Annotated in this window: 21 protein-coding genes and 1 tRNA gene; 11 read left to right on the forward strand and 11 right to left on the reverse strand. The window is 57.0% G+C overall.

Annotation, left to right across the window (positions count from 1 at the left end; all coding sequences use genetic code 11):
- Nucleotides 1–15: 15 nt before the first annotated feature.
- The 6 genes from ABDW57_RS12170 to ABDW57_RS12195 all read left to right on the forward strand — a co-directional run bounded on the left by ABDW57_RS12170 (nt 16) and on the right by ABDW57_RS12195 (nt 4,789).
- The gene (locus ABDW57_RS12170) at nt 16–258 is read left to right on the forward strand and encodes a hypothetical protein (protein WP_343730459.1); all 243 of its coding nucleotides are present in this window, start codon (nt 16–18) and stop codon (nt 256–258) included.
- 200 nt (nt 259–458) lie between these two features.
- Nucleotides 459–1,694, forward strand: coding sequence for a hypothetical protein (locus ABDW57_RS12175; RefSeq protein WP_343730460.1), 1,236 nt, complete (start codon nt 459–461; stop codon nt 1,692–1,694).
- 2 nt (nt 1,695–1,696) lie between these two features.
- On the forward strand, nt 1,697–1,984 hold the full coding sequence (locus ABDW57_RS12180) for a DUF2523 family protein (RefSeq protein WP_343730461.1): 288 nt from the start codon (nt 1,697–1,699) through the stop codon (nt 1,982–1,984).
- A 2-nt stretch (nt 1,985–1,986) separates the two neighbouring features.
- Nucleotides 1,987–3,093 (forward strand): zonular occludens toxin domain-containing protein, encoded by a 1,107-nt coding sequence (locus tag ABDW57_RS12185; protein WP_343730462.1) that lies wholly within the window; start codon nt 1,987–1,989, stop codon nt 3,091–3,093.
- A gap of 32 nt (nt 3,094–3,125) precedes the next feature.
- Nucleotides 3,126–4,343, forward strand: a complete 1,218-nt coding sequence (locus tag ABDW57_RS12190; RefSeq protein WP_343730463.1) for a hypothetical protein — start codon at nt 3,126–3,128, stop codon at nt 4,341–4,343.
- 254 nt (nt 4,344–4,597) lie between these two features.
- Entirely contained in the window at nt 4,598–4,789 is a 192-nt protein-coding gene (locus ABDW57_RS12195; protein ID WP_343730464.1) for a hypothetical protein, read from the forward strand.
- 52 nt (nt 4,790–4,841) lie between these two features.
- Here ABDW57_RS12195 and ABDW57_RS12200 read toward each other — a convergent pair whose 3' ends face one another.
- The 4 genes from ABDW57_RS12200 to ABDW57_RS12215 all read right to left on the reverse strand — a co-directional run bounded on the left by ABDW57_RS12200 (nt 4,842) and on the right by ABDW57_RS12215 (nt 7,401).
- Nucleotides 4,842–5,162, reverse strand: a complete 321-nt coding sequence (locus ABDW57_RS12200; protein ID WP_343730465.1) for an antitoxin VbhA family protein — start codon at nt 5,160–5,162, stop codon at nt 4,842–4,844.
- 152 nt (nt 5,163–5,314) lie between these two features.
- Nucleotides 5,315–5,716, reverse strand: coding sequence for a hypothetical protein (locus ABDW57_RS12205; protein WP_343730466.1), 402 nt, complete (start codon nt 5,714–5,716; stop codon nt 5,315–5,317).
- 783 nt (nt 5,717–6,499) lie between these two features.
- Entirely contained in the window at nt 6,500–7,048 is a 549-nt protein-coding gene (locus tag ABDW57_RS12210; RefSeq protein ID WP_343730467.1) for an ImmA/IrrE family metallo-endopeptidase, read from the reverse strand.
- Nucleotides 7,049–7,050: 2 nt separating this feature from the next.
- A complete protein-coding gene (locus tag ABDW57_RS12215) occupies nt 7,051–7,401 on the reverse strand; it encodes a helix-turn-helix domain-containing protein (protein WP_343730468.1) in 351 nt (116 codons plus the stop codon).
- Between the two features lie 309 nt (nt 7,402–7,710).
- On the opposite strand from ABDW57_RS12215, the gene ABDW57_RS12220 reads away from it, so the two are divergent.
- Entirely contained in the window at nt 7,711–8,430 is a 720-nt protein-coding gene (locus ABDW57_RS12220) for a phosphoribosyltransferase (protein ID WP_343730469.1), read from the forward strand.
- Between the two features lie 376 nt (nt 8,431–8,806).
- Here ABDW57_RS12220 and ABDW57_RS12225 read toward each other — a convergent pair whose 3' ends face one another.
- Complete coding sequence (locus ABDW57_RS12225; RefSeq protein WP_343730470.1) at nt 8,807–9,787, reverse strand: site-specific integrase; 981 nt, start codon at nt 9,785–9,787, stop codon at nt 8,807–8,809.
- Nucleotides 9,788–9,857: 70 nt separating this feature from the next.
- On the opposite strand from ABDW57_RS12225, the gene ABDW57_RS12230 reads away from it, so the two are divergent.
- Together ABDW57_RS12230 and ABDW57_RS12235 are read left to right on the forward strand one after the other, a co-directional pair.
- Nucleotides 9,858–9,932 (forward strand) — tRNA-OTHER (locus ABDW57_RS12230).
- Between the two features lie 207 nt (nt 9,933–10,139).
- Nucleotides 10,140–11,684, forward strand: a complete 1,545-nt coding sequence (locus ABDW57_RS12235; RefSeq protein WP_343730622.1) for a glycoside hydrolase 43 family protein — start codon at nt 10,140–10,142, stop codon at nt 11,682–11,684.
- On the opposite strand, the gene ABDW57_RS12240 is transcribed toward ABDW57_RS12235, so the two are convergent.
- Both ABDW57_RS12240 and ABDW57_RS12245 read right to left on the reverse strand, forming a co-directional pair.
- Nucleotides 11,678–13,219, reverse strand: coding sequence for a glycosyl hydrolase family 28 protein (locus ABDW57_RS12240; protein WP_343730471.1), 1,542 nt, complete (start codon nt 13,217–13,219; stop codon nt 11,678–11,680). The genes ABDW57_RS12235 and ABDW57_RS12240 overlap by 7 nt on opposite strands.
- Nucleotides 13,216–16,284: a TonB-dependent receptor gene (locus ABDW57_RS12245; protein WP_343730472.1), complete on the reverse strand. Its 3,069-nt coding sequence runs from the start codon at nt 16,282–16,284 to the stop codon at nt 13,216–13,218. Before ABDW57_RS12245 ends, ABDW57_RS12240 begins: the two co-directional genes overlap by 4 nt.
- A gap of 206 nt (nt 16,285–16,490) precedes the next feature.
- On the opposite strand from ABDW57_RS12245, the gene ABDW57_RS12250 reads away from it, so the two are divergent.
- Nucleotides 16,491–18,593, forward strand: a complete 2,103-nt coding sequence (locus tag ABDW57_RS12250) for a hypothetical protein (RefSeq protein WP_343730473.1) — start codon at nt 16,491–16,493, stop codon at nt 18,591–18,593.
- A gap of 9 nt (nt 18,594–18,602) precedes the next feature.
- Nucleotides 18,603–20,432 carry a glycoside hydrolase family 28 protein gene (locus ABDW57_RS12255; protein ID WP_343730474.1) on the forward strand — a complete coding sequence of 610 codons (1,830 nt, stop codon included), beginning with the start codon at nt 18,603–18,605 and terminating at the stop codon, nt 20,430–20,432.
- Here the strand turns inward: ABDW57_RS12255 and ABDW57_RS12260 are convergent.
- The 4 genes from ABDW57_RS12260 to ABDW57_RS12275 all read right to left on the reverse strand — a co-directional run bounded on the left by ABDW57_RS12260 (nt 20,370) and on the right by ABDW57_RS12275 (nt 23,229).
- Nucleotides 20,370–21,440, reverse strand: coding sequence for a hypothetical protein (locus ABDW57_RS12260; RefSeq protein WP_343730475.1), 1,071 nt, complete (start codon nt 21,438–21,440; stop codon nt 20,370–20,372). The genes ABDW57_RS12255 and ABDW57_RS12260 overlap by 63 nt on opposite strands.
- Complete coding sequence (locus ABDW57_RS12265) at nt 21,433–21,960, reverse strand: ImmA/IrrE family metallo-endopeptidase (RefSeq protein ID WP_343730476.1); 528 nt, start codon at nt 21,958–21,960, stop codon at nt 21,433–21,435. Before ABDW57_RS12265 ends, ABDW57_RS12260 begins: the two co-directional genes overlap by 8 nt.
- A gap of 84 nt (nt 21,961–22,044) precedes the next feature.
- On the reverse strand, nt 22,045–22,875 hold the full coding sequence (locus tag ABDW57_RS12270; protein WP_343730477.1) for a DUF692 domain-containing protein: 831 nt from the start codon (nt 22,873–22,875) through the stop codon (nt 22,045–22,047).
- 66 nt (nt 22,876–22,941) lie between these two features.
- Entirely contained in the window at nt 22,942–23,229 is a 288-nt protein-coding gene (locus tag ABDW57_RS12275) for a hypothetical protein (RefSeq protein ID WP_343730478.1), read from the reverse strand.
- Nucleotides 23,230–23,244 lie beyond the last annotated feature (15 nt).

A 23,244-nucleotide genomic window follows, 5' to 3' on the forward strand; every position in this document is an offset into this window, starting at 1 on the left:
GCTTCCTGAATTTTTTTGAAAGGTAAAACCATGAATATGCGCTTTAAAAAACTGGGTGGCGTGAGCGCTGCAATTGCCACCTCCGTCATCGCTGCCTCGGCTCATGCTGCGGCGCCTACGACTGTGGCTGAACTCGCGACTGCGGTTTCTTTTGCTGACGTAGCGCTGGCAATCTTGGCGGTCTCCGGCACGCTGATTACCCTTTACGTTACCTGGAAGGGCGCGAAGTTCGTCATGCGAGCAGTGAAAGGCGGCTAATGATACGGGGCTTCGGCCCCGTTTTGTTTTGGAGGATAGGGGATGCCTGTCGAATTTTGGTACTTGGTCTTTTTTGTGTGGGGGATTGTATGTGCGGTGCTTACTATAAAAGGTTTGTCAGCGTAATTTGCGTCTACGTGTGCTTGTGTTTCACATCGCTCCAGGCACTTGCGGCGACGGCTCCAGCTTACAACGGCAAGATGAATAACGCGGTCGCAGGTGTCATTCAGCTCAAGGTAAAGAAATGGGGATTCGCGGCTAATGACCCGCGAGTGGCAGCAACTTTCACTGGGGTTGGCGGTGGTCTAACAACATTGGCGCTTGGTGTTGCTGGCGGAGCGGTTGCCGCAGTTGGCTGGCCGGCACTTCTTGTTACTGCCGGAGTCGCAGCAGTTGTGACAGGTTCGATTTCTCTTGCGATGGATTCGCTCTATAAATGGCTGTTCAATTCAAACGGAACGATTAGCACTTCGGGCGGCGGGGGCGGCAATGGAGCGCTAGTGAAAGGTGGTGCATACGTGGCTGGTTCCTACTCCACTGCGCAGTATCCGGCTCCGCACACAAAGTCCCAAGCGGAAGATGATTGGCAGCGAGGATGCAAGCCGTACAATCAATGCACTGGAACTACCGTAGAAGCATCCGGCGTCCACCAGAGTACTGATAGCGGAGGATTGCCAATCACTGTTTACGCCTACAATGTAATGAAGAATAGTAATGTGTATACGAGCTTCTCGATGACGCTTCGCTCCACCGGTGCATCAATGAGTTGTGACGCCGGTATGGTTGCGGACAAAGGAGTTTGTGTAGCGCTTCAAACCGGTACACCTGATGGCGTAAGCAATGCCAGCCCATCGGCAGCAGTGGAAAATATTCCTGCATCCGAACTTAATAAAGCTTTGTCGGATCAGTTCTTAGCAGCGGCAGCGAACGCTGCTTGGAAAGCGGCTTCGAATTACGGTGGGCTTCCTTGGACGCCATCCGACCCTGTCACACCGGCCGATGTAGCTGCGTGGCGTGCGGAGAATCCGTCTATAGTTCCTACTGTCGGCGATGCAATTGCTCCGGTATCTAACGGCAATGCAGTTGTGATTTCTCCGAGTAATTCGGGTCAACCCGGAACTGGGCCATCAACTACACCCGGATCAGGAACTGTGGTTGATTTAGGCCCAAATCCTAATACTCCAGCGCCGACTCTGGAATCAATCCCGACAGCGCAGCAGATTCTGTCGCCGCTGTTGGGGCTGATGCCTGATATCAAATCGTTTGTCGTTCCATCGCATTCCGCAGCTTGTCCTACCGCTTCTTTTGTCGCACTCGGTCGGGCTTACGCTATCGATACCCATTGCGCTTTGCTTGAGACCAATCGCCAGCTCATTGAAGCGGTGATGATGCTCTGCTGGACGTTGGCTTCGGTCTTCATCGTGTTAAGGGCTTAATCATGTTTGGCATTGTTCTTTCTGCGTTGTTTAGTGCGCTGGGATTCCTGCTGCGTTCTGTACTAGTGAAGTTCGCCGCGTTCTTCGCGCTCTTTTTTGTCACTACGGAATTCATCCAACTTGTCATTCCCATGCTGCCAGGTGCCGCTTCTTTGACCTCTGCGTTTGCCGCTCAGACTCCGGGCGTATGGTTTTTCCTCGACATTTTCAAGGTGAGTTTCGGCATCTCTGCCTGCTTATCTGCATACGTCACTCGGTTCATCATTCGACGCATTCCTGTGATTGGATAACCATGCCCATAAACGCTTTTGGCGGTGGCCCGGGATCTGGAAAGACCTATGGGGTGATGGAGCATGTCATTTTGCCTGCTGTGGCAAAGGGGCGTTTCATCATTACGAATATTGAAGGGTTGAACGAAGAGGCGATATATCAATACGTTGCGGAGAAATTTTACAAGGGGAAGATCATCTGCATTGGTCACATTCGCTGCTGTGATCGCAATGCCCCGGACGATGAGGAATTTTTCCCGGGTAGCGAACATCTGGACAAGCCATGTCCGACTCCAAGACTGGACGAATCCAAAGTTTGTGGTGGCGATCTGGTCGTGATTGATGAGGCGACCCGATACTGGAATTCAGATGCAAAAGTAAAAAAGCAGCATGCCTACTTCTTCCGTGAGCATCGCCACTTTGCTAACGAATTAGGACACACCTGCGATCTTGTGGTCATTGATCCAGACCTGTCACTGTTAGCAAGAGCGATTAAGGGGAAAATTGAGTTGGCGAGTGTCACGCACAAGCCTAAGGAAATTGGCCTCAATCGCTATGTGGTGAACCTCTATCGTGGCGTTCGCACTTCCGGCAAGCCCACATCCACTCTTGGCCCTTACAAGTTCCAAGAGGCCATCTATGCGCTCTATAAAAGCTACTCGCACGCTGAGGCCAAAGAACAGGCAATCGATAAAAGACAGAACCTGCTGAAAAATCCTCGTCTGTTTGCTTATGTCGGTGGCATGGTTATCCTTTTAGGGCTGTCAGTATGGGGGCTTTATGCGTACTACCGGCACCAGATGGATAAGTTTTCTACGGCCAGCCAAGAAAGCACTTCTTCGGGTAAGGCGAGCTTGGAGAAAACTGTGCCTAGCAATGCCCCGTATTCAGATCATGCCTTGCCAGTAGCACCGAATACCACCAGCGAGCTAAGAGTAGCCGGTGAAGTGCGGCTCAAAGGTCAACTGTGGATCATGTTGATTGATGACGCTGGCGCTACACGTTTAGAGAATCCTGCCGCCTTTGTGGGGCAGGGGACGATGATTGTTGGAACAGTGGAAGGACAAAAAGTCGCCACATGGACTGGTCGTAGTGTTCGTCCGGTCTCAATCGCGGGAGGTCAGAAATGAGCAGGAATTTATTTGTGGCCTTAGCAGTGTGCATGAGCCTTGCCACTCATGCGGCCGAGCCAACCACAGTAGACGGATTCGATTTCCAGTCTGTCGACGTGAGTACGGCGATTTCTCTGTACTTGAAAGAGGTCAGCAAGCAGCCCTACATGCTCTGTAATGACGTCCTCACTGATACCCGCAAGGTGTCTATACGCGCGTCAGGTAAAACGCTTACAGGCCCGCTATTCGCTTCCTTGCTGGCCGATCATGGTTTCGAGTCCACTGACCAAGGTGGCGTTTTGGTGGTGTGTAAGAAGACAGGTTCAGTCGCAGAAGATCGGGAGCCATTTTTGTACAAGGTGAAGCATAGAGATCCTGGCTACTTAATCGATCTTCTTTCTCCTTTAGTCAAAGGGACATTTGCAAATAAGCGTACCGCTTCTACCGGCGCGCTGACGGTAGGCGGCAGTAAGATTACTGGAGACGATGCAGCTTCTCAGCACTCTGCCATGAACACTTCGTATAAGGTTGGCGCAGATGATGACTTCATTATTTTCATGGGATCTACGAATGAGGTTGAGAAGTTGAGCAGCCTGCTTACGAAAGTAGACGTGCCTCCTGGGGAGGTGGTGATTAAAGCGTTTATGTATGAGGTGGGAGCAACCAACGAGGAGTCCTCGTCGTTAGGCTTGGTCTTATCTGCATTGGGAGGTAGAGTGCGTGCAGAGATCGGGGCAAATTCTCAAGGCAATGTGCTCAACCTAAGGACTACATCGATTGATTTGGTTGCTTCGGCTTTGAAGGGCGACAGCCGGTTTAAGGTAGTCACGTCACCTTATCAACGTGTGCGATCAGGGAAGACGGCGCGCTTCGTATCAGGTTCTCAAGTTTCGATCTTAGGAGCGATTGTTAGTAATCAAAACGGGTCTACGCAGCAGTCTTTTGATCGCGTCGAGTCAGGAACAATTCTTGAGATATCCCCTGTTGTGAGGGGCGGCGGTGTTGACTTAGATTTGTTCCAACAGGTATCGTCGTTCGTGAACGTAGGTGGATCGAGTCAGCCGACGTTGAACAAGCGGGAACTAAGAACCTCTTTGACCGTTAAAGACGGCGAGGTTATTGTAATCGCTGGGCTGGAGGATGCTAAGCAGGATACTTCAAATGCGGGCGTTCCGTTTTTCCCTTTCGCGTTGGGTAAGAGCCATACCGCTAGTAGTACTCAGTTAGTCCTTGTCCTCGAAGTGACTAAGGTGCCGTTGGCACTTTGACGAGTCAAGCAATCGTACAATTCTTAGTGCTCGAAGTGACTAAGGTGCCGGTGGCACTTTGATGAGTCAAGAAACCGTAAATTTCGCGGAGGCGAAAATTGAAGGGAGAGTGAAGGCCACACTACTGATGGTGCCTGGAGAGAAAAACGGTATAAATCGTTTCTGTCAAGGTGGGCAAGACTAACGGTGCTTGTTTTTCGCGGAGGCGAAATTTTTTTGCGGTACTTCTTTATAAATCAGGAAAGAGAGAATTTATGGGAAATGAGATCACAGAGCGTCTTGACGGTGTGATTGCACTGATCGAGGAAATGAAAGACATCATTCTCGATAGTGACGCTGGCGCACCTCAGGATTTTCTTGAGGCCGCACAGGATGTACAGGATCAGATAGGTAGGATTTTACATGATGCGCTAGTTCCCGTTTTGAGAGGAAATAAGGTTGAGTGAGCACTCAAGGTAGCGCGACACTAGCAGCATTGTATTTTCACGGAGGCGAAAGCTATGGGGTGCCGTAAAGTTTTTTTATAAGATGCAGCTTCTGCTCAAGGTCGAGTTCGCCAGATATGTAACGTGCATTGATTAAAATCGCTTCAGGGGCAAGCTCTAGACCTTCGAGTGCGATGCTGGCATTGGCCTGTCCCACTGCTGCCTCTCTCTCTAGTTGAGCAGCTAAGGATATGCCGTAAAGCACCTCAAGTGTTTTTGCTTTTTCTTCGAACGTAATCACGCCTTCTGCATATCGCTTGTTGAGCACCGCAAATCCGTTCGGAAGTGCGTAACCTGGCAGAGTCATCCGTGAATTGATTTGGTCAATTTCCATCGCACGTTGCAGTCTTTCCTCCGGTGTAATCGGCATAGCGTGTCTAGGTTTAGGATTGTATGGCTCTAAGGAGCATCATTTTCGCGGAGGCGAAATTCTGCGCAAGATCATACTTCAATGCTCTTTGTACTGTTGTATCGGAAAAGGTGATCTCATGTTTCTTCATCTTCATCCGATAGTCCAGGCACTTTCATCTTCTTAAGTTCTCTTTTTGCCTCGTGGTAATCCATGAGGGCTTCCATTCTCATAGCCTTGATGTGTGTCAGTCGGTTCCAAAAATCTTTGTCGGAAAGAGACGCTGCGACTAACTTGAGATCGTCGTCTGCGCGCTCTACCTTCTGCATGGCCTCGACAGATCGATTGAAATTCTGTTTCGCATTGCGTAGCTCGGTCGCGTAGAGAATCTGAACTTTCATCATAACGGCTGCTGCGATTAGTCCCCCTGCGAGGCCAATCAAGGTTGGGTCAACTAATGATGCTGCTACATCTAACTCGGCAACTAGTAGAGGGGTTTTAGCTACCATCTTCCAAACCGCAGGAAGTGCCTTGATCATTGTGGCGAAGCCAGCCACAAGCAAGCCACAGATGAGGAGCTTCCAAGGACTGCGATATGCCCACCCCCCTATGGAAGTCCACGTCATAGAGATGATCATAAGAATAGAAATTGCAGTGTAAATGAGCATGAGGGACTGAAAGATTGGTTGATAGTCGTGCTGTTTGGCTTAGTTGTGAAGAGGCGTGTTAGCAAATAGCAGAGCTAACTTTGCTACGCAATAAGCGCTGAGGGCATTTGCGATTTGAGGAGGTAAGTGCCCCCTTGGTAGTTATCCAAGCAGGGGCTGAATATCTTACTTGCTATTCCTGTTCTTGTGCTGAACTGGGCGGGGGTTATGCTCAGTTGTGGTCGTTGCTTTGTGAGTTTTTGCGTAGCTCTCTTTTACAAAGCGCCCGGTTATCGCACTGCGATGATTGGTGATTGTTGATTTGGCATGTTTGGCCATGATGTACCTCTTTATAGAGTGTTAAAGAGGAGCGGCTTCCGCCGCCCCGTTGTTTGCAACGCTACTTATCGTGGCGTGGACCGGCAGTGCTCGCAGACGTGCTCAAGCTTGCCTTTGCGGAAGCGCACGTATGCGGTCACATGCACGGATTTGGGAAAGTGACAAGATTTCATCACACATCCTCCATGTCGTATCTCGATACAGAACTTAGCGCTTGCTAAACAACGGGAGTACATCTAAACTTCCGCTGCTACCCAATAGCATTCAACACCAAGAGAAAACCAGAGACTTTTGTTTGGCTTTCTTTTCCGAAGGCGCCTAAGGAGCTGCAACTCCTTAGGCGTTTTTCAATTCAGATCTTCGTGCCCATGCAGCCTCTTGGCTGACGCCGAACGTATTGACCACCTGATACAAAGTTTCATACTGTCCGATTAGGTAAGAAGGCATCATTAAGTGTGATGCAAAGGTGTCTGCTTGCCATTCAGAGTTCCGGAAAATTTTTGGAGGATTTTTCGGATCTATCCTAGACAGCGCTACATTTCGGTGCATCATCAAGTGACCAAGTTCATGGCACATTGTGAATCGGTCTCTTGCTTCGCCTTCACATGCCCTGATATATACATCTTCTCGAATCAGGATCAGATTCCGGTCTGGATAGGTTCGACCGTGATCGTCCCCTAGTTCGCGTTCCTCCCGGACTTCAAATCTTGCTCCTGGGATGATGAGATCTAAGACTTCGTAGACCTCTACCACTGGAAATTTGGGATGATGCTCAAGCCCGAGCACTTTACGTAACACTAGCGCATTTTCTGCGATATTTGCCTTCGAACGTGCTGGGACGACAATGCCGTCTTTTCGTGTAGGGTATGTCGGGCTAGAGGCCATTTTTATTCTCCAATAATATTCCTAAGCATTTTTTTTTGCTCATCAGACAGAGTACTGAAACGGCGTGCAAGCGCCGTAGCCAGCTCTGCATCTTCAAATCTTGCTTCATCCAGCGGAAGCCTTACTTCACTTCTAGCTTGGTTAATCAGCGCCTCGAACTTTTGCCTTTGCATCGCTACCGCTGGGATTTTTGAAGCCAAGGTGTCCAAAAAGTTTTCTGGAACTCGCTTCCGACCAGTTTCAATAGCAGAAAGAAAAGCAGGGGACAAATTCACCATTTCGGACAGACCCATAAGGGTGACTCCTAAATCGATGCGCAATTTCTTCAGTTCCTTCCCCAATTGCGTGCTCATGTCGTTTCTCCTAGGTCAGTTGGTTCTTGCTATCACCGCTCTCTTGAGCAAGTGGGCGTCGAACAGGGAGAGGCTTCCTCTCATTTTCGCATTGTATTCCAACTGGTTCTGTTTGTAAACCGTAAGGAACTAAAATTCTTCCTGTTTGGTAAATTTATTCTTCCTGAGTCCGCTTGTCAAGTCGCGTCGAAAGAATGTTGGTTAAGTTTGGGTTTGAGACAGTCATCAGATAGTCGCCAGTGGGTCTCGTGCTATTTGGCAACAGTTGCGCGATAATGAGCGCTGAACTGTTGACGAATTGGGGCGCGAGTGGGAATTGATGTTAGCGAAGCAGGTCTGGTTAGTTACTCTGACTTGCATCAAAGTAGGGTGGACACGTCGGTTGAAAATAATCCACAGCTGGACCACACGGCGCGCCAGCTTCTTGTGCGATCCGTTTTTCGACGGATGGTAACAAACTCGCCAATGCACGGCGACGGAAATCCGCTTATTTATGCCCTAAAGTCAAAGAAGGGCTTCAGCATTACAGCAGAAGAGATATGTAAGTTTCGCCCATCATTCGATGCCATTGTTGATAAGGCATTACAAGGGCGGCAGCACATTGTGTTTGTCCCTCTTCCGTCGTCACATCGTGTTGTCAATTACTTCACTCGTCGAGTCGCAAGGCGATCACCAAACTCCATGATCTTAGAGGGGCTTTTTGATAAAAAAAGTGCCGGGGAAGTGTTGACCGATCTGCAGCATGTCATATTTCCCAAAAGAGTCCGGCGCGATGGCTTAGCTTTGCTTAGGGCCTTGGAGCGTTCCAAGGGTAAGACCTTTTCTATGAAGGATGTTGTGAATTCGCAATTACGTACCTACATCAATCCATTGAAGTTGGTAGGGCAAATTGGCCCGCTTGATAGTAATATTGTCATTGTTGACGATTTGATGTCTACGGGAACTACGTTTGACAGTGCTTATGCTCTGTTAAAGGACGCTGGTTTCATCGGTGGCATTGAGGGGCTTTCGCTTCTAAGCAAGGTGTAAGTCGCTTGACACGTGGTTGATGTAATGGTTAAATGGAGTTGTACTCGATGACCGTTCATGTGCCTGACGGTCATTAAAGCATTAAACAGGGAGAATCCTGCCCTGTAGGTCCGAGCGGCACCCGCGATGAGGTCAGACTGTAAGAGTCAAGTTTCATCTAGTTAGGCATCGGCTAACTTTCTACTGTTGTATTCGAGTGCAAAACTGTGGGGGAGACCTAGAAATAGGTACTCCCCCATCCTCTTTCTAGGCGATGCTCTCCGGGGCTGATTCGCCAGTGGCCTTTCTTCGCATCGCAGAGTGATGCTCTCACTGCACCGTCTCCACTGTCTGGCTGCTGCCGGTACGCGGGTCGAATGATCCAAATACTTTGCTATTAGCGTAACTTCTTTGCTAGGTCTTCTGCGCGCAAATGTGTATAGCGTTTCAGCATGTCTAGTGTCTTATGGCCTGTAATGGCCGCAACTTCCATGACGCTTAAACCCTGCTCAAAGAGTTGACTGGTTGCCTCATGGCGCAGGTCGTGAAAGCGAATTCCTGCGATGTTTGCTCGATGTGGCTCGCAAGCTCGTTCAAAGGCTTGGCTCATCGATTCAGCCTGTAGTGAGAATACTCGTCCGCTATCCTTGACACCTAAGGACTCCAGCGCAGCAACGGCTATTGAAGACAGGGGGACGTCACGCGGCACATCGGTTTTGGTTTTGGGTAGATGTGCAACTGGCCTTTTTAGATCAATGTTTTCCCATTGCAGTGAAGCCAGCTCACCCCGTCTCATTCCTGTTTCTATTGCCATTGTAACTATCGCTCTGAGTTCGACAGACTCCGTTGCCTTAAGGATCTTGGTGATTTCCTCTGCTGATATACGGCGATCACGGCCCCTGGGCTTTGCTGGCTTTCGAACTTGAGCGGTTGGTAGTCCTCCAGGCAAAGCAATTCCCCAGTCTAAGGATGCGGCTTTGAGTACTCGATTGAGGAGGTTAATTTCATGAATGACTGACTGTGGCCCGACAACCTTAAGACGTTGATCGCGGAATTTCGCAACTTGCGAAGAAGTGATACTTGCTAGGCGATAATCTCCAAATGCCGATAGCAGCGTTTTAATTCGTGATTTATCTGATTGCTCGCTACGTTTGGTGGGGAGCACCTCCGTCGCGTATCGCTGCAAAACGTCCTTGACGAGTGTGGCTTCGGCCTCTGTACGTGAAACGAATACCCCCCGCTCCATTTCTGACTCAATGATTGTCGCCCAGCGCTTGGCATCGGCTTCTTTGGTGAAGGTCTTGGTCTGCGTCGGGTAGCCGCGTTTACGGATTTGAACGTGGTACTGGCCTTCACCTTTTTTGCGGATAGTTGGCATGCTAGTTGGCGTAGTTGATTTGAGGCATCAGTGTGCCAAAATTGTGCCAATAAAGGAAGGAATCGATGTGGTGGCTGTAGATACAGCCACTATTTTGGGCCTCCGAAGCCAAGGGTCACTGGTTCGATCCCAGTCAGCCGCACCACAATTCTCAATAGAATCAATCGCTTGCGAAAATTCGCATGCTGCATTGCAGCGTAAAAAGCGCATGAGATTTTTCTGCAACAATTTTGATTCAAGTCAAAATTGTCAAAAAATTCTTCCGTGTCGAAAATCACAATGTTGATTGCCGCTACATCGGCGTGCGTGGTCTACTGTTCAGCTGTTTGAATGGTGGAGATGGCCTGTGAAAATGCGGAATCTGGTGGCGGCGTTGGCGCTGGTTGGTGGGGCGGCGGGGGCGGCGGAGTATGCCAATCCGGTGATTTATGCGGATTATTCTGACCCCGATGTGATACGCGTCGGGAATGATTACTACCTCGTGGCATCCAGCTTCCATTTTTCGCCAGGGATCCCGGTGTTGACGTCCAGGGATCTGGTGCATTGGAAGATTGCCGGGCACGTGCTGCCCAAGCTCAGTTTCCACCCTTCTTACGACATGCAGCCGCCGTTTCCGCTGACGGATGCGGTATCCAAGCCGGTTGGTGACGGTCTGCGCTACGCTGGCGGCGTGTGGGCGCCGTCGATCCGATTCCATAACAATCGGTTTTACGTGTATTGGGCCACGCCGGGGGAGGGCATCTTCATGAGTTCGGCCACGGATCCGGCGGGCGAGTGGACGGAGCCGGTGATGGTGCTGGCCGGCGCCGGCTACGAAGACCCATGCCCGTTCTGGGATGACGATGGCAAGGCCTATCTGGTGCACTCCAAGGTTGGCGCCGGGCCCGGCATTCTGCATGCGATGAGCCCGGACGGCAAGACGCTGTACGACGCGGGCAAGACCATCATCGAGGACAAGGTCAATCTGCCGGTGTTTGAAGGACCGAAGGTTTATAAGCGCAACGGCTATTACTACATCTTCGCGCCGATAGGTGGTGTGGAGACCGGGCCGCAGGCGGTGCTGCGTTCGCGCCATATTGACGGGCCGTATGAGACGCATCTCGCGCTCAAGCCGGGCAATGGCTTGAAGGGGCCGCATCAGGGCGGCTATGTGGAGACGCCCTCCGGCCAGGGCTGGTTCATCCACTTCAACAGCACTGGCGCATTCGGCCGCATCGCCCATTTGCAGCCGGTGGTGTGGAAGAACGATTGGCCGGTGATGGGCAATGACACGGTGCCGGTATCAAAACACGCCGCTCCGGACACCACGGAGAAATCGCCCGACTACAAGCTGCAGGACAGCGATGAGTTCTCGACCAACAAGCTGGGCCTGCAATGGTCGTGGAATCACAATCCGGACAATGCGCGCTGGAGCCTGACGCAGCGCCCCGGTTTCATGCGCATTCAGGCCAGCAAGGCCGAGTATCTGGTCGGTGCACGCAATACGTTGACGCAGATTCTGCAAGGCCCGCAGTCGGAAATCACGGCGCGCATGGAGTTGAATGGCTTGGCTAATACGCAGCGCGCAGGCCTTAGTCTGTTTGGCGTGAAAGTGCCCTGGGCAGGTGTGGTGCGGGAACAAGGCGTCAACTACATTACATACTCCAACGCCGGCCAGGAAACGCGTGGGACGAAGATTGATGCCGCCGCTGTGATCCTGCGTGCCCAGGTGAGGGAGGATCAGACTGTCCAGTTCTCCTACGCGCTCGACGAAAAAGGGCCGTACACGAATGTCGGCCCGGTGACGCAGCTGGCGAAGTTTTCATGGTGGAAGGGCAGCCGGCCCGCCGTTTTCACCTACATGAAGGGCGACCAGGCCGGCTATATCGACGTGGACTGGTTCCGCGTCGCTCACTGACGGCAGACGTCGGCCAGCACCTCCGGCCGCGCGTCCTTGCCATGCACGCGGAAGCGTACCCGCTGCAAGGTCAGGTGCCGGATGTGGCGCGCCCACAAGCCATACGCCGGCATCACCGTGGAGAACATGTGCGGATCGGGATATTCCGCCGGCGCTTCCGGAATCTCGGCGGCGCTGGCGGCAGGGCCGGTCGCGGCGCTCATGGTCAGGTCCACATCGCGCAGCAGAACGTGTTCGATCGCGGCGCCGGGGATGCCGGTGAAGAAGGAGCCGCGCATGCCATTGTCATCGCCACTGATGCGGTCGTAGACGATGTGGCGCAGCACACCCGGTGCCGGACGTTTCTGCTCCGGCCGTACGCGGCCACGATCGCCCAGCCGCAGGAACAGCGGACTCTCGGCACGCACGATGCGCGCATCGTGCACCAGCACGCGCTCCAGCATGCCGCCATCGACGATTTCCCACGAGATGCCGCCATCGGCCTTGCGGCGGTTGATGGCGCGCATGTCCCTGGCCGGGCCGCCCAGCACCACGTTGCGTACCAATACATTGCGGAAGTCACCCTGTGAATCGGTGCCGAACTTGAGCGCGTTGCAGGTGCTGTAGAACTGGCAGTGCTCGATCAGGATGTTTTCCGCCAGCCGTTGCCCGGCGCCCTTGAAGCACATGGCGTCGTCTTGCGCGTTGATGAAGCTGTTGCGCACGATGACGCGGCGGCAGCTGTCGATGTCGAGGCCGTCGTTGTTGTGGTTGGCCTGGTTTTCGACGTGGATGCCGTCAATCAGCAGGTCGTCGCAGTTGAGGTAGTTCTGCATCCAGCATGGCGAGTCCTTCAGGTGGATGTCGCAGATGACCACTTGCTTGCAGTCGATGATGCGGATGATGAAGGGGCGGCCGGGTGTGGCGCCAACGGTTTCCTCGCCGGGGAAGTTGTCCTTGGTGCCGCGTCCGTCGATCACGCCTTTGCCGCTGATGCCGATGCGCTCGCAGCCCTCGGCGAAGATCAGCGACTGGTTCATGCCCATGTTGCTGTCCTGGACCGTCGGCCGCTGTGCGCGATGCTCGGGGTAGTGTTGCAGATTGGTGCTGGCCAGCAGGCGCGCGCCGGCGGCCACTTCCAGCATCACGCCCGAGCGCAGCACGATGGTGCCGCTGACGTAGTCGCCTTTTGCCAGCCGCACCGTGCCGCCGCCGGCCTTGGCGCAGGCTTCCACCGCGCGCTGGATGGCGGCGGTGGCCAGCTCGCCGGCCGCCAGACCGTGTTGCTCCGGCGTGTACACGCGCGCAGGAACCGGCCACGGTTTCAGCGTTTGCGTCAGTTGCAAGGCCATGGCATCCAGATCGCGCCGCAGCGTATCGGCCCAGCCGGGCCCCGACCCGCAGGCCGAAGCCGTGTCAGCCGCGCCGGCGGGGCCGGCCGCATCGCTTGCGGCCCCGCCACCGACCGCCGCCGCGGCGCGGCTCAGCCAGGCGCCGAGCAGGCCGCCGCCCAGTGCCAGCGTCACGCGCCGGCGTTGCAGGTGGCGGCCGTTCACAGCTTGACGTTCAGGCTGAAGAACAGGTTGCGGCCCAGCGGATCGTAGGTCGCGGCGATGGTGTTGTTCGCCGGCAGTTGCGACGAGCCCAGCACTGGCGGATCTTTGTCCAGCACGTTGCGGATGCCGGCCGTCAGGCTGACCGACTTGGTGAAGTCATAGCCCGCGGTCAGATCCAGATAGGTGTAGCCCTTGATCCTGGGATTGGTCAGCGCGTCCAGCGCCGGCGGCGTGCCGCCCGAGGTCGATGGCAGCACATAGGTATCCACCGTCACCGCGCCAATGTAGCGCGCGCGTGCCGACAGCATCAGCTTGCCCGAGTTCATGGTCAGGCGCGCCGTGCCTTTCCACTTCGGCACCGGCTGGCCGCAGGTCTGGCCGAAGCTGCCCACGCACTGGTTGGTGATGTTCGGCAGATCCTGGATCGGTGTGAAGGTCAGTTCTTTCACATAGGTCCAGTTGGTGTCGATGTTCCAGCGCGTATCGGCGCCCATCAGGCCCCAGCTGGTGCGGAAGCCGTAATGGCCGGCCAGATCGTAACCCTGGGTCTTGATGCCGCCGATGTTGGCCGCCGTGGTCATCACATAGCTCGGCGCGGCAATCTGGCCGGTCAGCGGATCGCGGTTGATGGCCTTGCAATACACGCTGTTGGCGTTCTGGATCGTGTTGTAGCACAGGTTCAGCACCGACTGGATGCCGCCGCCGCCCAGCGTCGAGATGGCGTCGTCCAGCGTGATCTTGTAGTAGTCCAGACTCAGCTGCAGCCCCTGGATCGAACGCGGCGCGTACACGGCGCCGACGGTGGTGGTGTGCGAGGTTTCCGCCTTCAGGTTCGGATTGCCGCCGACGATTTGCGTGATGAAGTTGGTCGGCTGCACCGATGGATCGAACACCAGATTGGCCGGCACGCCGGTCGCCACGCACAGCGCGCGCACGGCGGCGGTCTGTTGTGCGGCAGGCTGGCGGCTGGAGCAGGGGTCGGTCGCGGTCGGGCCATTGGTGCCCTGGCCGCCGAACAGTTCACCCACGTTTGGCGCGCGGATCGATTTCTGCTTCTGCGCGCGGAAGGTCAGGCTGTCGACCGGTGTCCATTCGGTGCCGACCGAGTTGGTCCACACGGTGCCAACCGATTCCACGTCATAGTCGGAACGGCGGAACGCGCCGCTCAGGCTCAGGTTTTTGGCGAACGGCTTGTCCGACAGCAGCGGCACGCGCGCCTCGCCGAAGATTTCCTTCACCGTCGATTCACCGGCAGTGGCGCGCGCCGCGTTCCAGCCCGACACGTCGCCCGAGGACAGGTAGGCGTCCGGCGAGTAGCGGCTGAAGGCATGGCGGCGCTCGACGCCGGTGGAGAAGTCGACCGGACCGGACGGCAGTTCCAGCAGGCGCCCGGTCAGGTTGGCCGCCAGGCTCTGCTGCTCGGCGGTGATGCTGGAGTTGGAGGCGATCGACACCGCGCTGGCTGCCGCCGCCGTGATGTTCTGGCCAAACGGATTCAGCACCGGCGCCGCGCCGCCTTGCGACAGGATGGCGTTCTGGTAGCGGCTCAGCGAAATCGAGCCGCTCTGGAATTGCGATTCCGTGGTGCGGCTGTTGGTGTAGTACATGTCGTACTTGAGGTCGGTGAGGTAGTGCTCCGACACGTCGTTCAGCTTGCCCTTCAGCCCCAGCGCGATGCGGAAGGTCGAGTGGTCGGTGGCGGCAAAGCGGTTGCCGACGTCGGTCAGGCGGCGGTTCAGGTTGAGGATGGCCAGGCCGTCGCCCGGGGTGGTGGTCAGCGTCTGCGAACCGTTGGTGATGCGCGAGGTGCCGGTTTCCTTCAGGTCGAGCTGGCGCAGCACTTCCTGCATTTGCGCGCTGAGGTAAGGATTGTTGGTGTTGACCAGGAAGTTGGCGCCGGCACCGGCTGGCGCGATCTGCACGTTGGCGGTATTGTTGCTGAAGTGGACTTCGGTGTAGCCGGTCGCGTACTCGTTGAAGTTGTAGTGCGCGAAGGCGTTGGCCACCCAGCGCTTCTGCGGCGTGACCACATACGATTGCGGACCGAGGTCGTAAGCATCATTGGTGGTGTAAGGACGCACCACCTTGCCGGTGGCATCGAAGATGGCGCCCAGCGAGGTCATGTTGCGCAGGCCGGCCGCCGCCATTGCCGCATCCAGCGCGGCATTGGAGCTGGACGAGCCATACAGCGGCAGGTTGCCGATGCGGCCGGTAGGCACGGTGGAGGAGCCGCTGTACACCAGGCCCGGGCGGCCGCCGGCCGACAGGCAGGTCTGACCCGACGGCACCGCCAGCGGCGTGCCCGGACCGGTGGCCGACCACGAGGCAGCCGTCACGCAGCCATCGCCCAGCGATGGCAGGGAGTAGCCGCCGAGGTCGCCGCGCGTCATGCCCTCGCGGTCCTGGAAGTTGACCGACAGGACGGCATTGCCCTTCTTGTTGCCGAAGTTGCCGCCGACGGTCAGGTCGACGCTCTTGGTCGGGGTGCGGGTCGGCTGGTCCCAGTTGCCCTGCACATTGATTTCCGCGCCTTCGAAGTTATCGCGCAGAATGAAGTTGACCACGCCCGAAATCGCGTCCGAGCCATACACGGCCGACGAACCGCCGGTCACGGTTTCAATCCGTTTGACCAGCGCGGTCGGGATGGTGTTGATGTCGGTGGTGAAGTCCGGGCCGGTGATGGCGTAGCGGCGGCCGTTGACCAGCACCAGATTGCGCGTCGGCCCCAGATTGCGCAGGTTCAGGGTCGAGGTGCCGGATGGCTGGCCGGCCTGCACGGTGTTGGCGGTCGGGCTGTTCAGCTGATTGGCGGTGAATTGCGGCGTGTCGTTGAGCAGATTTTCCAGGTTCTGCGTGCCGGACACTTTCAGTTCGGTGGCGTCGACCACGTTGACTGGCGTCGGCGCCAGGAAGCCGCGGTTGACCAGACGGGTACCGGTGATGACGACCTTGTTTTCTTCAGCGTTGTTCTGTGCAGCAGCGTCCTCCTGAGCGTGGGCAGCCGAAGTGATGCCGGCGGCCAGCAGAAGAACGGCGTTGGTAATCGCGGTTTTTTTCGTTCTCATTGTGATGTCTCCTCTTTTGGATTGATACCGACAGGCGGTCCAACCGATAGTAGGAAACTGCGGGGAACAGCGTCAATGCACATTCGGTCATCCATTTGACTAATTCAGCTATAGTCATCAAGTTGATCATTTGGGACCAAAAACTGTTGCATTTGGTGGGTATGATCACCGCCTATGAGCGTTTGATGAGCGATATGGAGACTGATATGAAGCGCATTCTGGCGCTGCTGTACCTGCTTGCCGGCCATGCGGCGCTGGCCGCGCCGATTGACCGGCAGGCGCTGGTGGCGCGGCATAATCCGCATGTAAACGCGGCCGATCCGTGGGCGCCGCTCAGCGTGGGCAACGGCCAATTCTGCTTTACCGCCGATGTGACGGGGCTGCAAACCTTCCCCGAGCACTACGGCCGCAAGGGCATCGCTCTGGAGACGCAGGCGCGCTGGTCCTGGCATGAAGATCCGAATCCGAACGGCTACAAGCTGGCCGACGCCAACCGGGCTTACACCGCCCATGGGCAGACGGTGGCCTATCCCACCATCATGGACGGGCCGGCGGCGACCTGGTTGCGTACCAATCCGCATGTATGGCCGCTGGGCCAGCTCAGTCTGCGGCGCGGCGACGGTACGGCGCTGGCGCTGGACGAGATCCGCAATATCGATCAGCAGCTGGATATGTGGAAGGGCGTGCTGACCAGCCGCTACGCCATTGATGGTCAGCCGGTCAGCGTGATCACGGCGGTGAGTCCGCAACAGGATACGCTGGCGGTGCGGATCCAGTCGCCGCTGCTGGCCAGCGGCAGGCTGAAAGTGCAACTGGCGCTGCCGCGCGGCTATGACATGAGCGTCAAATACAATCCGCCGCTGGACTGGAGCCAGCCGGCGTCGCACAGCACGCGCATCACGGCACAAAACGCGCACTTGCTGGCGCTGGAGCACCAGCGCGATGCGGCCCGCTACGCGGCGGCCGTGCATTCGGCGCAGGCGATGAGCGTGGCGCAAGCGGCGCCGCATACCTTCCAGCTGGCGCCCAGGCGTGGCCAGGTGCTGGACTTCACCGTGTCTTACGCGGCTGCCAGCGTTGGCGCGGTGCCGGAGGCAAGCAAGGTCATCGCGCAGAGCGCCGCGCACTGGCAGGCGTTCTGGCAAAGCGGCGCGGCCATCGATTTTACCGGCAGCACCGACCCGCGCGCGGCCGAGCTGGAACGCCGCGTGGTGCTGTCGCAATACCTGACCGCGATCCAGTTCGGCGGTGATTTCCCGCCGCAGGAAAGCGGCCTCACCACCACCACCTGGTACGGCAAGAACCACACCGAAATGATCTGGTGGCACACGGCGCACTTCGCGCTGTGGGGCCGCCCGCAATATCTGGAAAACGCGCTGCGCTGGTATCAGAAGACCTTGCCGGTGGCGCGCCAGATCGCCGCTGAGCGCGGCCTGAAAGGCGCGCGCTGGCCCAAGATGACCAGTCCGCAGGGACGCGAAAGCCCTGGCGGCAATCCGCTCATCGTCTGGAACCAGCCGCATGTGATCCATCTGGCCGAGCTGCTGTACCGCAGCGCGCCGAACCGGCAAACGCTGGAACGCTACCGCGAGCTGGTGTTTGCCACCGCCGATGCCATGGCATCCATGCTGCACTGGGACGGTCAGCGCTATGTGCTGGGGCCGCCGCTGTGGATTGCGCAGGAAATTTACGATCAAAGCACCAGCATGAATCCCGGCTACGAGCTGAGCTACTGGGCCACCGCTCTGGCACTGGCGCAGCAATGGCGCGTGCGTCTTGGCCTGCCGCCGGATGCGGACTGGGAGCGGAAACGTCAGCAACTGTCGGCCCTGCCGCAAAAGGATGGCAAGTATGTGGCGCTGGAATCGACGCCGGACACCTGGGACAACCCAGCCAGCCGGCACGATCATCCGTCGTTCCTGATGTCGCTCGGCCAGCTGCCGGGCGCCGGCGTGGACCGCGCCGTCATGCGGCGCACGCTGGATGCGGTGCTGGCCGACTGGGACTTCAAGACCAAGATCTGGGGCTGGGATTATCCGATGATCGCCATGACCGCCGCCCGCCTCGACGCGCCGCAGCAGGCGGTGGCTGTGCTGCTCAAGACCGACGGTCCCAACAACGGCTACACGGCGGCAGGGCATAATCCGAATACCGATCTGCCGGTCTACCTGCCTGGCAACAGTGCGCTGCTGGCGGCGGTCGCCATGATGGCGGGCGGCTGGGACGGCGCACCGCCGCGCGCCACACCCGGCTTCCCGCAGGACGGCCGCTGGGTGGTGCGGGCCGAAGGATTCAAACCATTGCCATGAGGAGCTATCTTGCGTGAACCAGTGCTTAATCCGCATCGTCGTGAGCTCATGCGCATGGGGGCGGGCGTGATTGCCGGCGCCGGTCTGCCGCTGGGCGTGACCACGGCCGTGGCGGCCGCGCGCGATCCGTGGGCGCAAGCGGCAGCCATCATCGCCCGCTGCGCGCGTCCGCTGACGTTCCGGCAGCAGGACTTTGTGATTACCGCGTATGGCGCGCAGCCTTGCCAGACTGGCCCGGTCGCAGGCTTTGTGGCGTACCAGAAGAAGGGTATGCTGACGGCGCCACTGAGCGGTTCGCCGGACTGCCATGCCGCCATCAAGGCCGCCATTGCGGCTTGCCACGCGGCCGGCGGCGGCAGGGTGGTGATCCCGGCCGGGAACTGGCTCAGCTGCGGGCCGATGGTGCTGCGCTCGAATGTGCATGTGCATTTGTCGGCTGGCGCGCACCTCTACTTCAACAACAACCCGCTCGACTACGCGCGCGATGGCGATATCGATTGCGGACCGAATGGCAAGCTGGTGATCTCGCGCTGGCAAAGCAATGACTGCCTGAATTACTCACCGATGGTGTACGCCTACGGCCAGGACAACATCGCCCTGACCGGCGACGCCGGCAGCGTGCTGGACGGCATGGGCGGCGTGCCGTTCCAGGACAGCAAGGACTGCTGGTGGGGCTGGACCGGCCGCAAGCCGGACGCCGCGCCGGCCAGCGATCATCAGGGCGTGATCAATCCGCGCAATCCGGCCACGCTGGACCAGCTGGCGCCGTCGCTGGCGCCGGCGCTGCGGCGCCAGATCGAAGGCGGACGCGAGACCTGGCGTTCCGATCATTACTTCCTGCCGGCGCTATCGGAAGCTGGCGTGCCGGTGGCGCAGCGCGTGTTCGGCATCGGCCACTTCCTGCGGCCGTGCATGGTGCAACTGATCGGCTGCAGCAACGTGCTGCTGGAAGGCTACCAGGTCCAGGGCGCGCCGTTCTGGCTGCATCATCCGGTCAACTGCCGCAACGTGCGCTTCCGCAATGTGCAGATGAACAGCCTCGGCCCCAACAGCGACGGTTTTGATCCCGATGGCTGCGACCATGTACTGATCGAAGGCTGTACCTTCAACACCGGCGACGACTGCATCGCCATCAAGTCCGGTAAAAATCTCGACACGCAATTTGGCGCCAGCCGCAACATCGTGATTCAGGATTGCGTGATGAACAGCGGCCACGGCGGCGTCACCTTGGGCAGCGAAATGGCGGCCGGCATCGAGAACGTCTACGTGCAGAACATCGAGTTCCGCAACATCCACTGGGCCAGCAACCCTTTGTGGACGGCGATCCGGCTGAAAACCAATATGAACCGTGGCGGCTATCTGCGCCACTTTTACGCCCGCAAGCTGAGCTTGCCGAACGGCGTGAAGACCCAGCCCATGTTCAGCAAGCGCCTGCCGGACGCCGAGGTGGCGCCGGACACCGCATCCTCCGGCGGCGGCGCGGTGATCGTGTTTGATTGCGACTATGCGCCGCAGGACGACGTGATGCGCATCCGTCCGCCGCAGGTATCGGACGTGCACATCAGCGGCATCAGCGCCGGCAATGTGCAGGCGGGCAGTGCGCAGCATTCCTGCTACCAGGCGTTTGTGCTGCTGGGACCGCTGGCGTCCAGCTACAACGGCGGCGGCAAACCGGCCATCCTGCCGATTTCCAACGTCAGCATCAGCGACAGCGATTTCGGCGACCCCGTCAACCGCCAGCAGCCGTGGTTTATCCATAACGTTCTGGATTTAAAATTATCGAACGTCCTGATTTCTGGCAAGAGCTACAGCTTGACGCTCACCACGCTGCCGCGTTAGCTCAAGGAATTTGGATTTGGTCATGTGTGAAGGCCTAGCCCCAAGTTGGCCGGCAGGTCGGGGCTGTGATTCGATGAAGGTATCGGCCAAATGAAAGATGTCCGGAGCAGAGGGCTTGGGATTATTTGTGACCTTGTCTTCAGCCAACGATAATGGATTATTAGGATCGAGATCGATCCAGAAAATTGGATAAGCTTGTCCGTTAAGCACACCTTTCAAGTGTTGTTGGCCATCATACTTCAGGGTGAAACTGGGCAGTACGTAATTACCTCGGGCATAAAGTTTGGGCTCCTTCGTCGCCCTGACCTGTTCACAGCTGAGCAAGTAAGCAAGTTCAATGGAAATCGCCAATTTTCTAACCGATGCAAACTGTGTGATGCGGAATCCTGTGTCGATAGAAGGCCCGATGAAGTCCCGGATATAGCCACTGCTATTTGTTTCATAGTAATCACGAAGTGCGTTTTGATTGTTCAGGATGTATGTGTCATCAGCATCCTGCAAGGTAGACGTTGTCACCTTTCTTAAAACGATCTCGTTGTTTCGCAGCGGGAAGTCCGCTAGCCATGCGGTCGACTTGACGTTGAGTTTATTGTCGGTCAAAAATCCACGCAGACCTTCAATGGTCGCCACCCAAGCGTGCATGCAGACGACAGCCTGCCATGGATGATCTATGCGTTTGCTGAACAGTACTTCGTCACCGATGGTCTTCCATAACTCAGGCGGGTCACCGAAAAAATCGTCGCCATCACCGCTGGTATTCTGCGTGCTAATTTCCTGCCATTGCATCGCGAAGCTTTGTTCAGCCTGCTGATAGAACTGGAGAACAATGGTAAACCAGGAGGGAAATGGACTGCGGTTGACATGACTATGTGTGGCCGACTGTTCCTGTGCTTGCAATGCGGAAGCGTTTTGTTTGAATGCTGTGGAGCCGACAATATCTGCACTGAGAAAAAGTCTGAGATGCGGCGACTCGGATTTATGAAGTGGCTCCAGAACCATCTCAGCCATGTTTGGCCAGTCCTAAGGCCTGAGCACGAAACTCCGATGCAATGCGAGAAACACCAAAGTGCCGTGAAAGAGCACTGTGATCGCCACCGCAACTCTTAAAAACTGACTCGTAGTCCTCTTGCGGCATCAAAAACGCAGCTGCGAATTGGTTCGCCTCGCGCTCCGCGTCGGATGTGCCATAGCGCTGCGCCACTAATTCATTGATTTGTTCATTTAAAACTTGGCGGCGGTAGAGGTAGTGCAGAACGTAGTGGCCAAGCTCGTGCGCAATGGTAAAGCGATCCCGTAAGGGGCCTGTGGCGATCGCTAATCGGATTTCGAATTTCCCATCTTTAATTTCAATAGAACCGGAGTCCGTGCTCGCGCCACCCCACAGATTTTCGTGAACAATAGTGCCACCGAGTTTACGAACGACTTCTCGCAAATCGCCGCCAGGTTCGTAACCGACCTTTTCTGCGACTGACCTCGCAATATTGGCGATGGTGGCGGTGGAGATATTGAGTGCTATAGGTGTGGTCATGTGCTTGCCCGCCATTATGCAGTCAGCTGAGTGCTGTATAAAATAACAGGTGCGTTGTAGGCTTACTCTACTTGAAGCTCGCAGTCAAGTCAATGCAGCGCCTCTACGGGCAGGGCCGCGATGTTGACGGGCGATGTCCAGCTCGCGCAGCAATTCGGGCAGGGGCGGGATGTCGGCGTCGCGTTCGATCATGGTGGCGACCGGGCCGGTGTGCGCCATGACGTCGGCGTACAGCGCCCAGACGGATGGACAGACGCTGCGGTCATGCGTGTCGATCAGCACCTCGCCCGGCGTATGGCCCGCCAGGTGGATCTGGCGCACATGCTGGAACGGCAGGCCGTTGAGGTAGTCCTGCAGTGCGTAGCCATGATTGACCGAACTGACGTAGATATTGTTCACATCCAGCAGCAGGCGGCAGCCGGTGCGCGCGCACATGGCGGACAGGAATTCCCATTCGCTCATGTCGGCCGGCTGGAACTGCAGGTAGCTGGACGGATTTTCAAACAGCATGGCGCGCCCCAGCACTTCCTGGGCACGGTCGATATTGTCGCAGACGATGTTCAGCGCTTCGTTGGTGTACGGCAGCGGCAGCAAGTCGTGCGAATTGAAGCCGGCGATGCGCGACCAGCTCAGATGGTCGGAGACGAACAGCGGCTCAATCTCGTCCGCCAGGGTGCGCAGCAGGTGCAGGTAATCGCTGCGCAAGCCGTCGGCCGAGCCGATCGACATCGATACCCCGTGCAGGGCCACCGGATGGCGCTCGCGGATGCGGCGCAGGATGTGGCGCGGCTGGCCGCCGGCCACCATGAAATTCTCGGAGATGACTTCGACGAAATCAACCGCGACCTGGCCGTCGAGAAAATCGGCGTAGTGCTCCTTGCGCAAGCCGAGGCCGAAGCCGGAAAAGGTGTGCATGGCGTGTCTGCTTAAGAAGAAAAGGCCGCCCGGCGCGCGCTGGCGCGTGCCGGGCGGGTGTGATGGTTACTTCTGCTTCGGTTCGGTCAGGGTGCCACCGGCGGCCAGGCATTCGCTCCTGGTCTTGACCAGCACGCCTTCACCCTTGCAGCTGTTGAGGCCCTTGCAGTCGTTCTTGGCGGTGGCGCACAGGCTGGTGCCCTTGCAGGTGTTGATGCCGTAGCAGCGGCCTTTCGGCTCCGGCGCGGCTGGCTTGTCGGCAGCATCGGCGTGCAGGGTGGCTCCCAGCGTGCTCAGGGCGATCAGCATGGAGGCGGCGGCGCGGGCCGAACGGGAAGCGGGGTTGTGGCTCATGGGTATCTCCTTTGG

The sequence above is a fragment of the Duganella sp. genome, from assembly GCF_039595735.1.
Classification (GTDB): Bacteria; Pseudomonadota; Gammaproteobacteria; order Burkholderiales; family Burkholderiaceae_D; genus Rugamonas.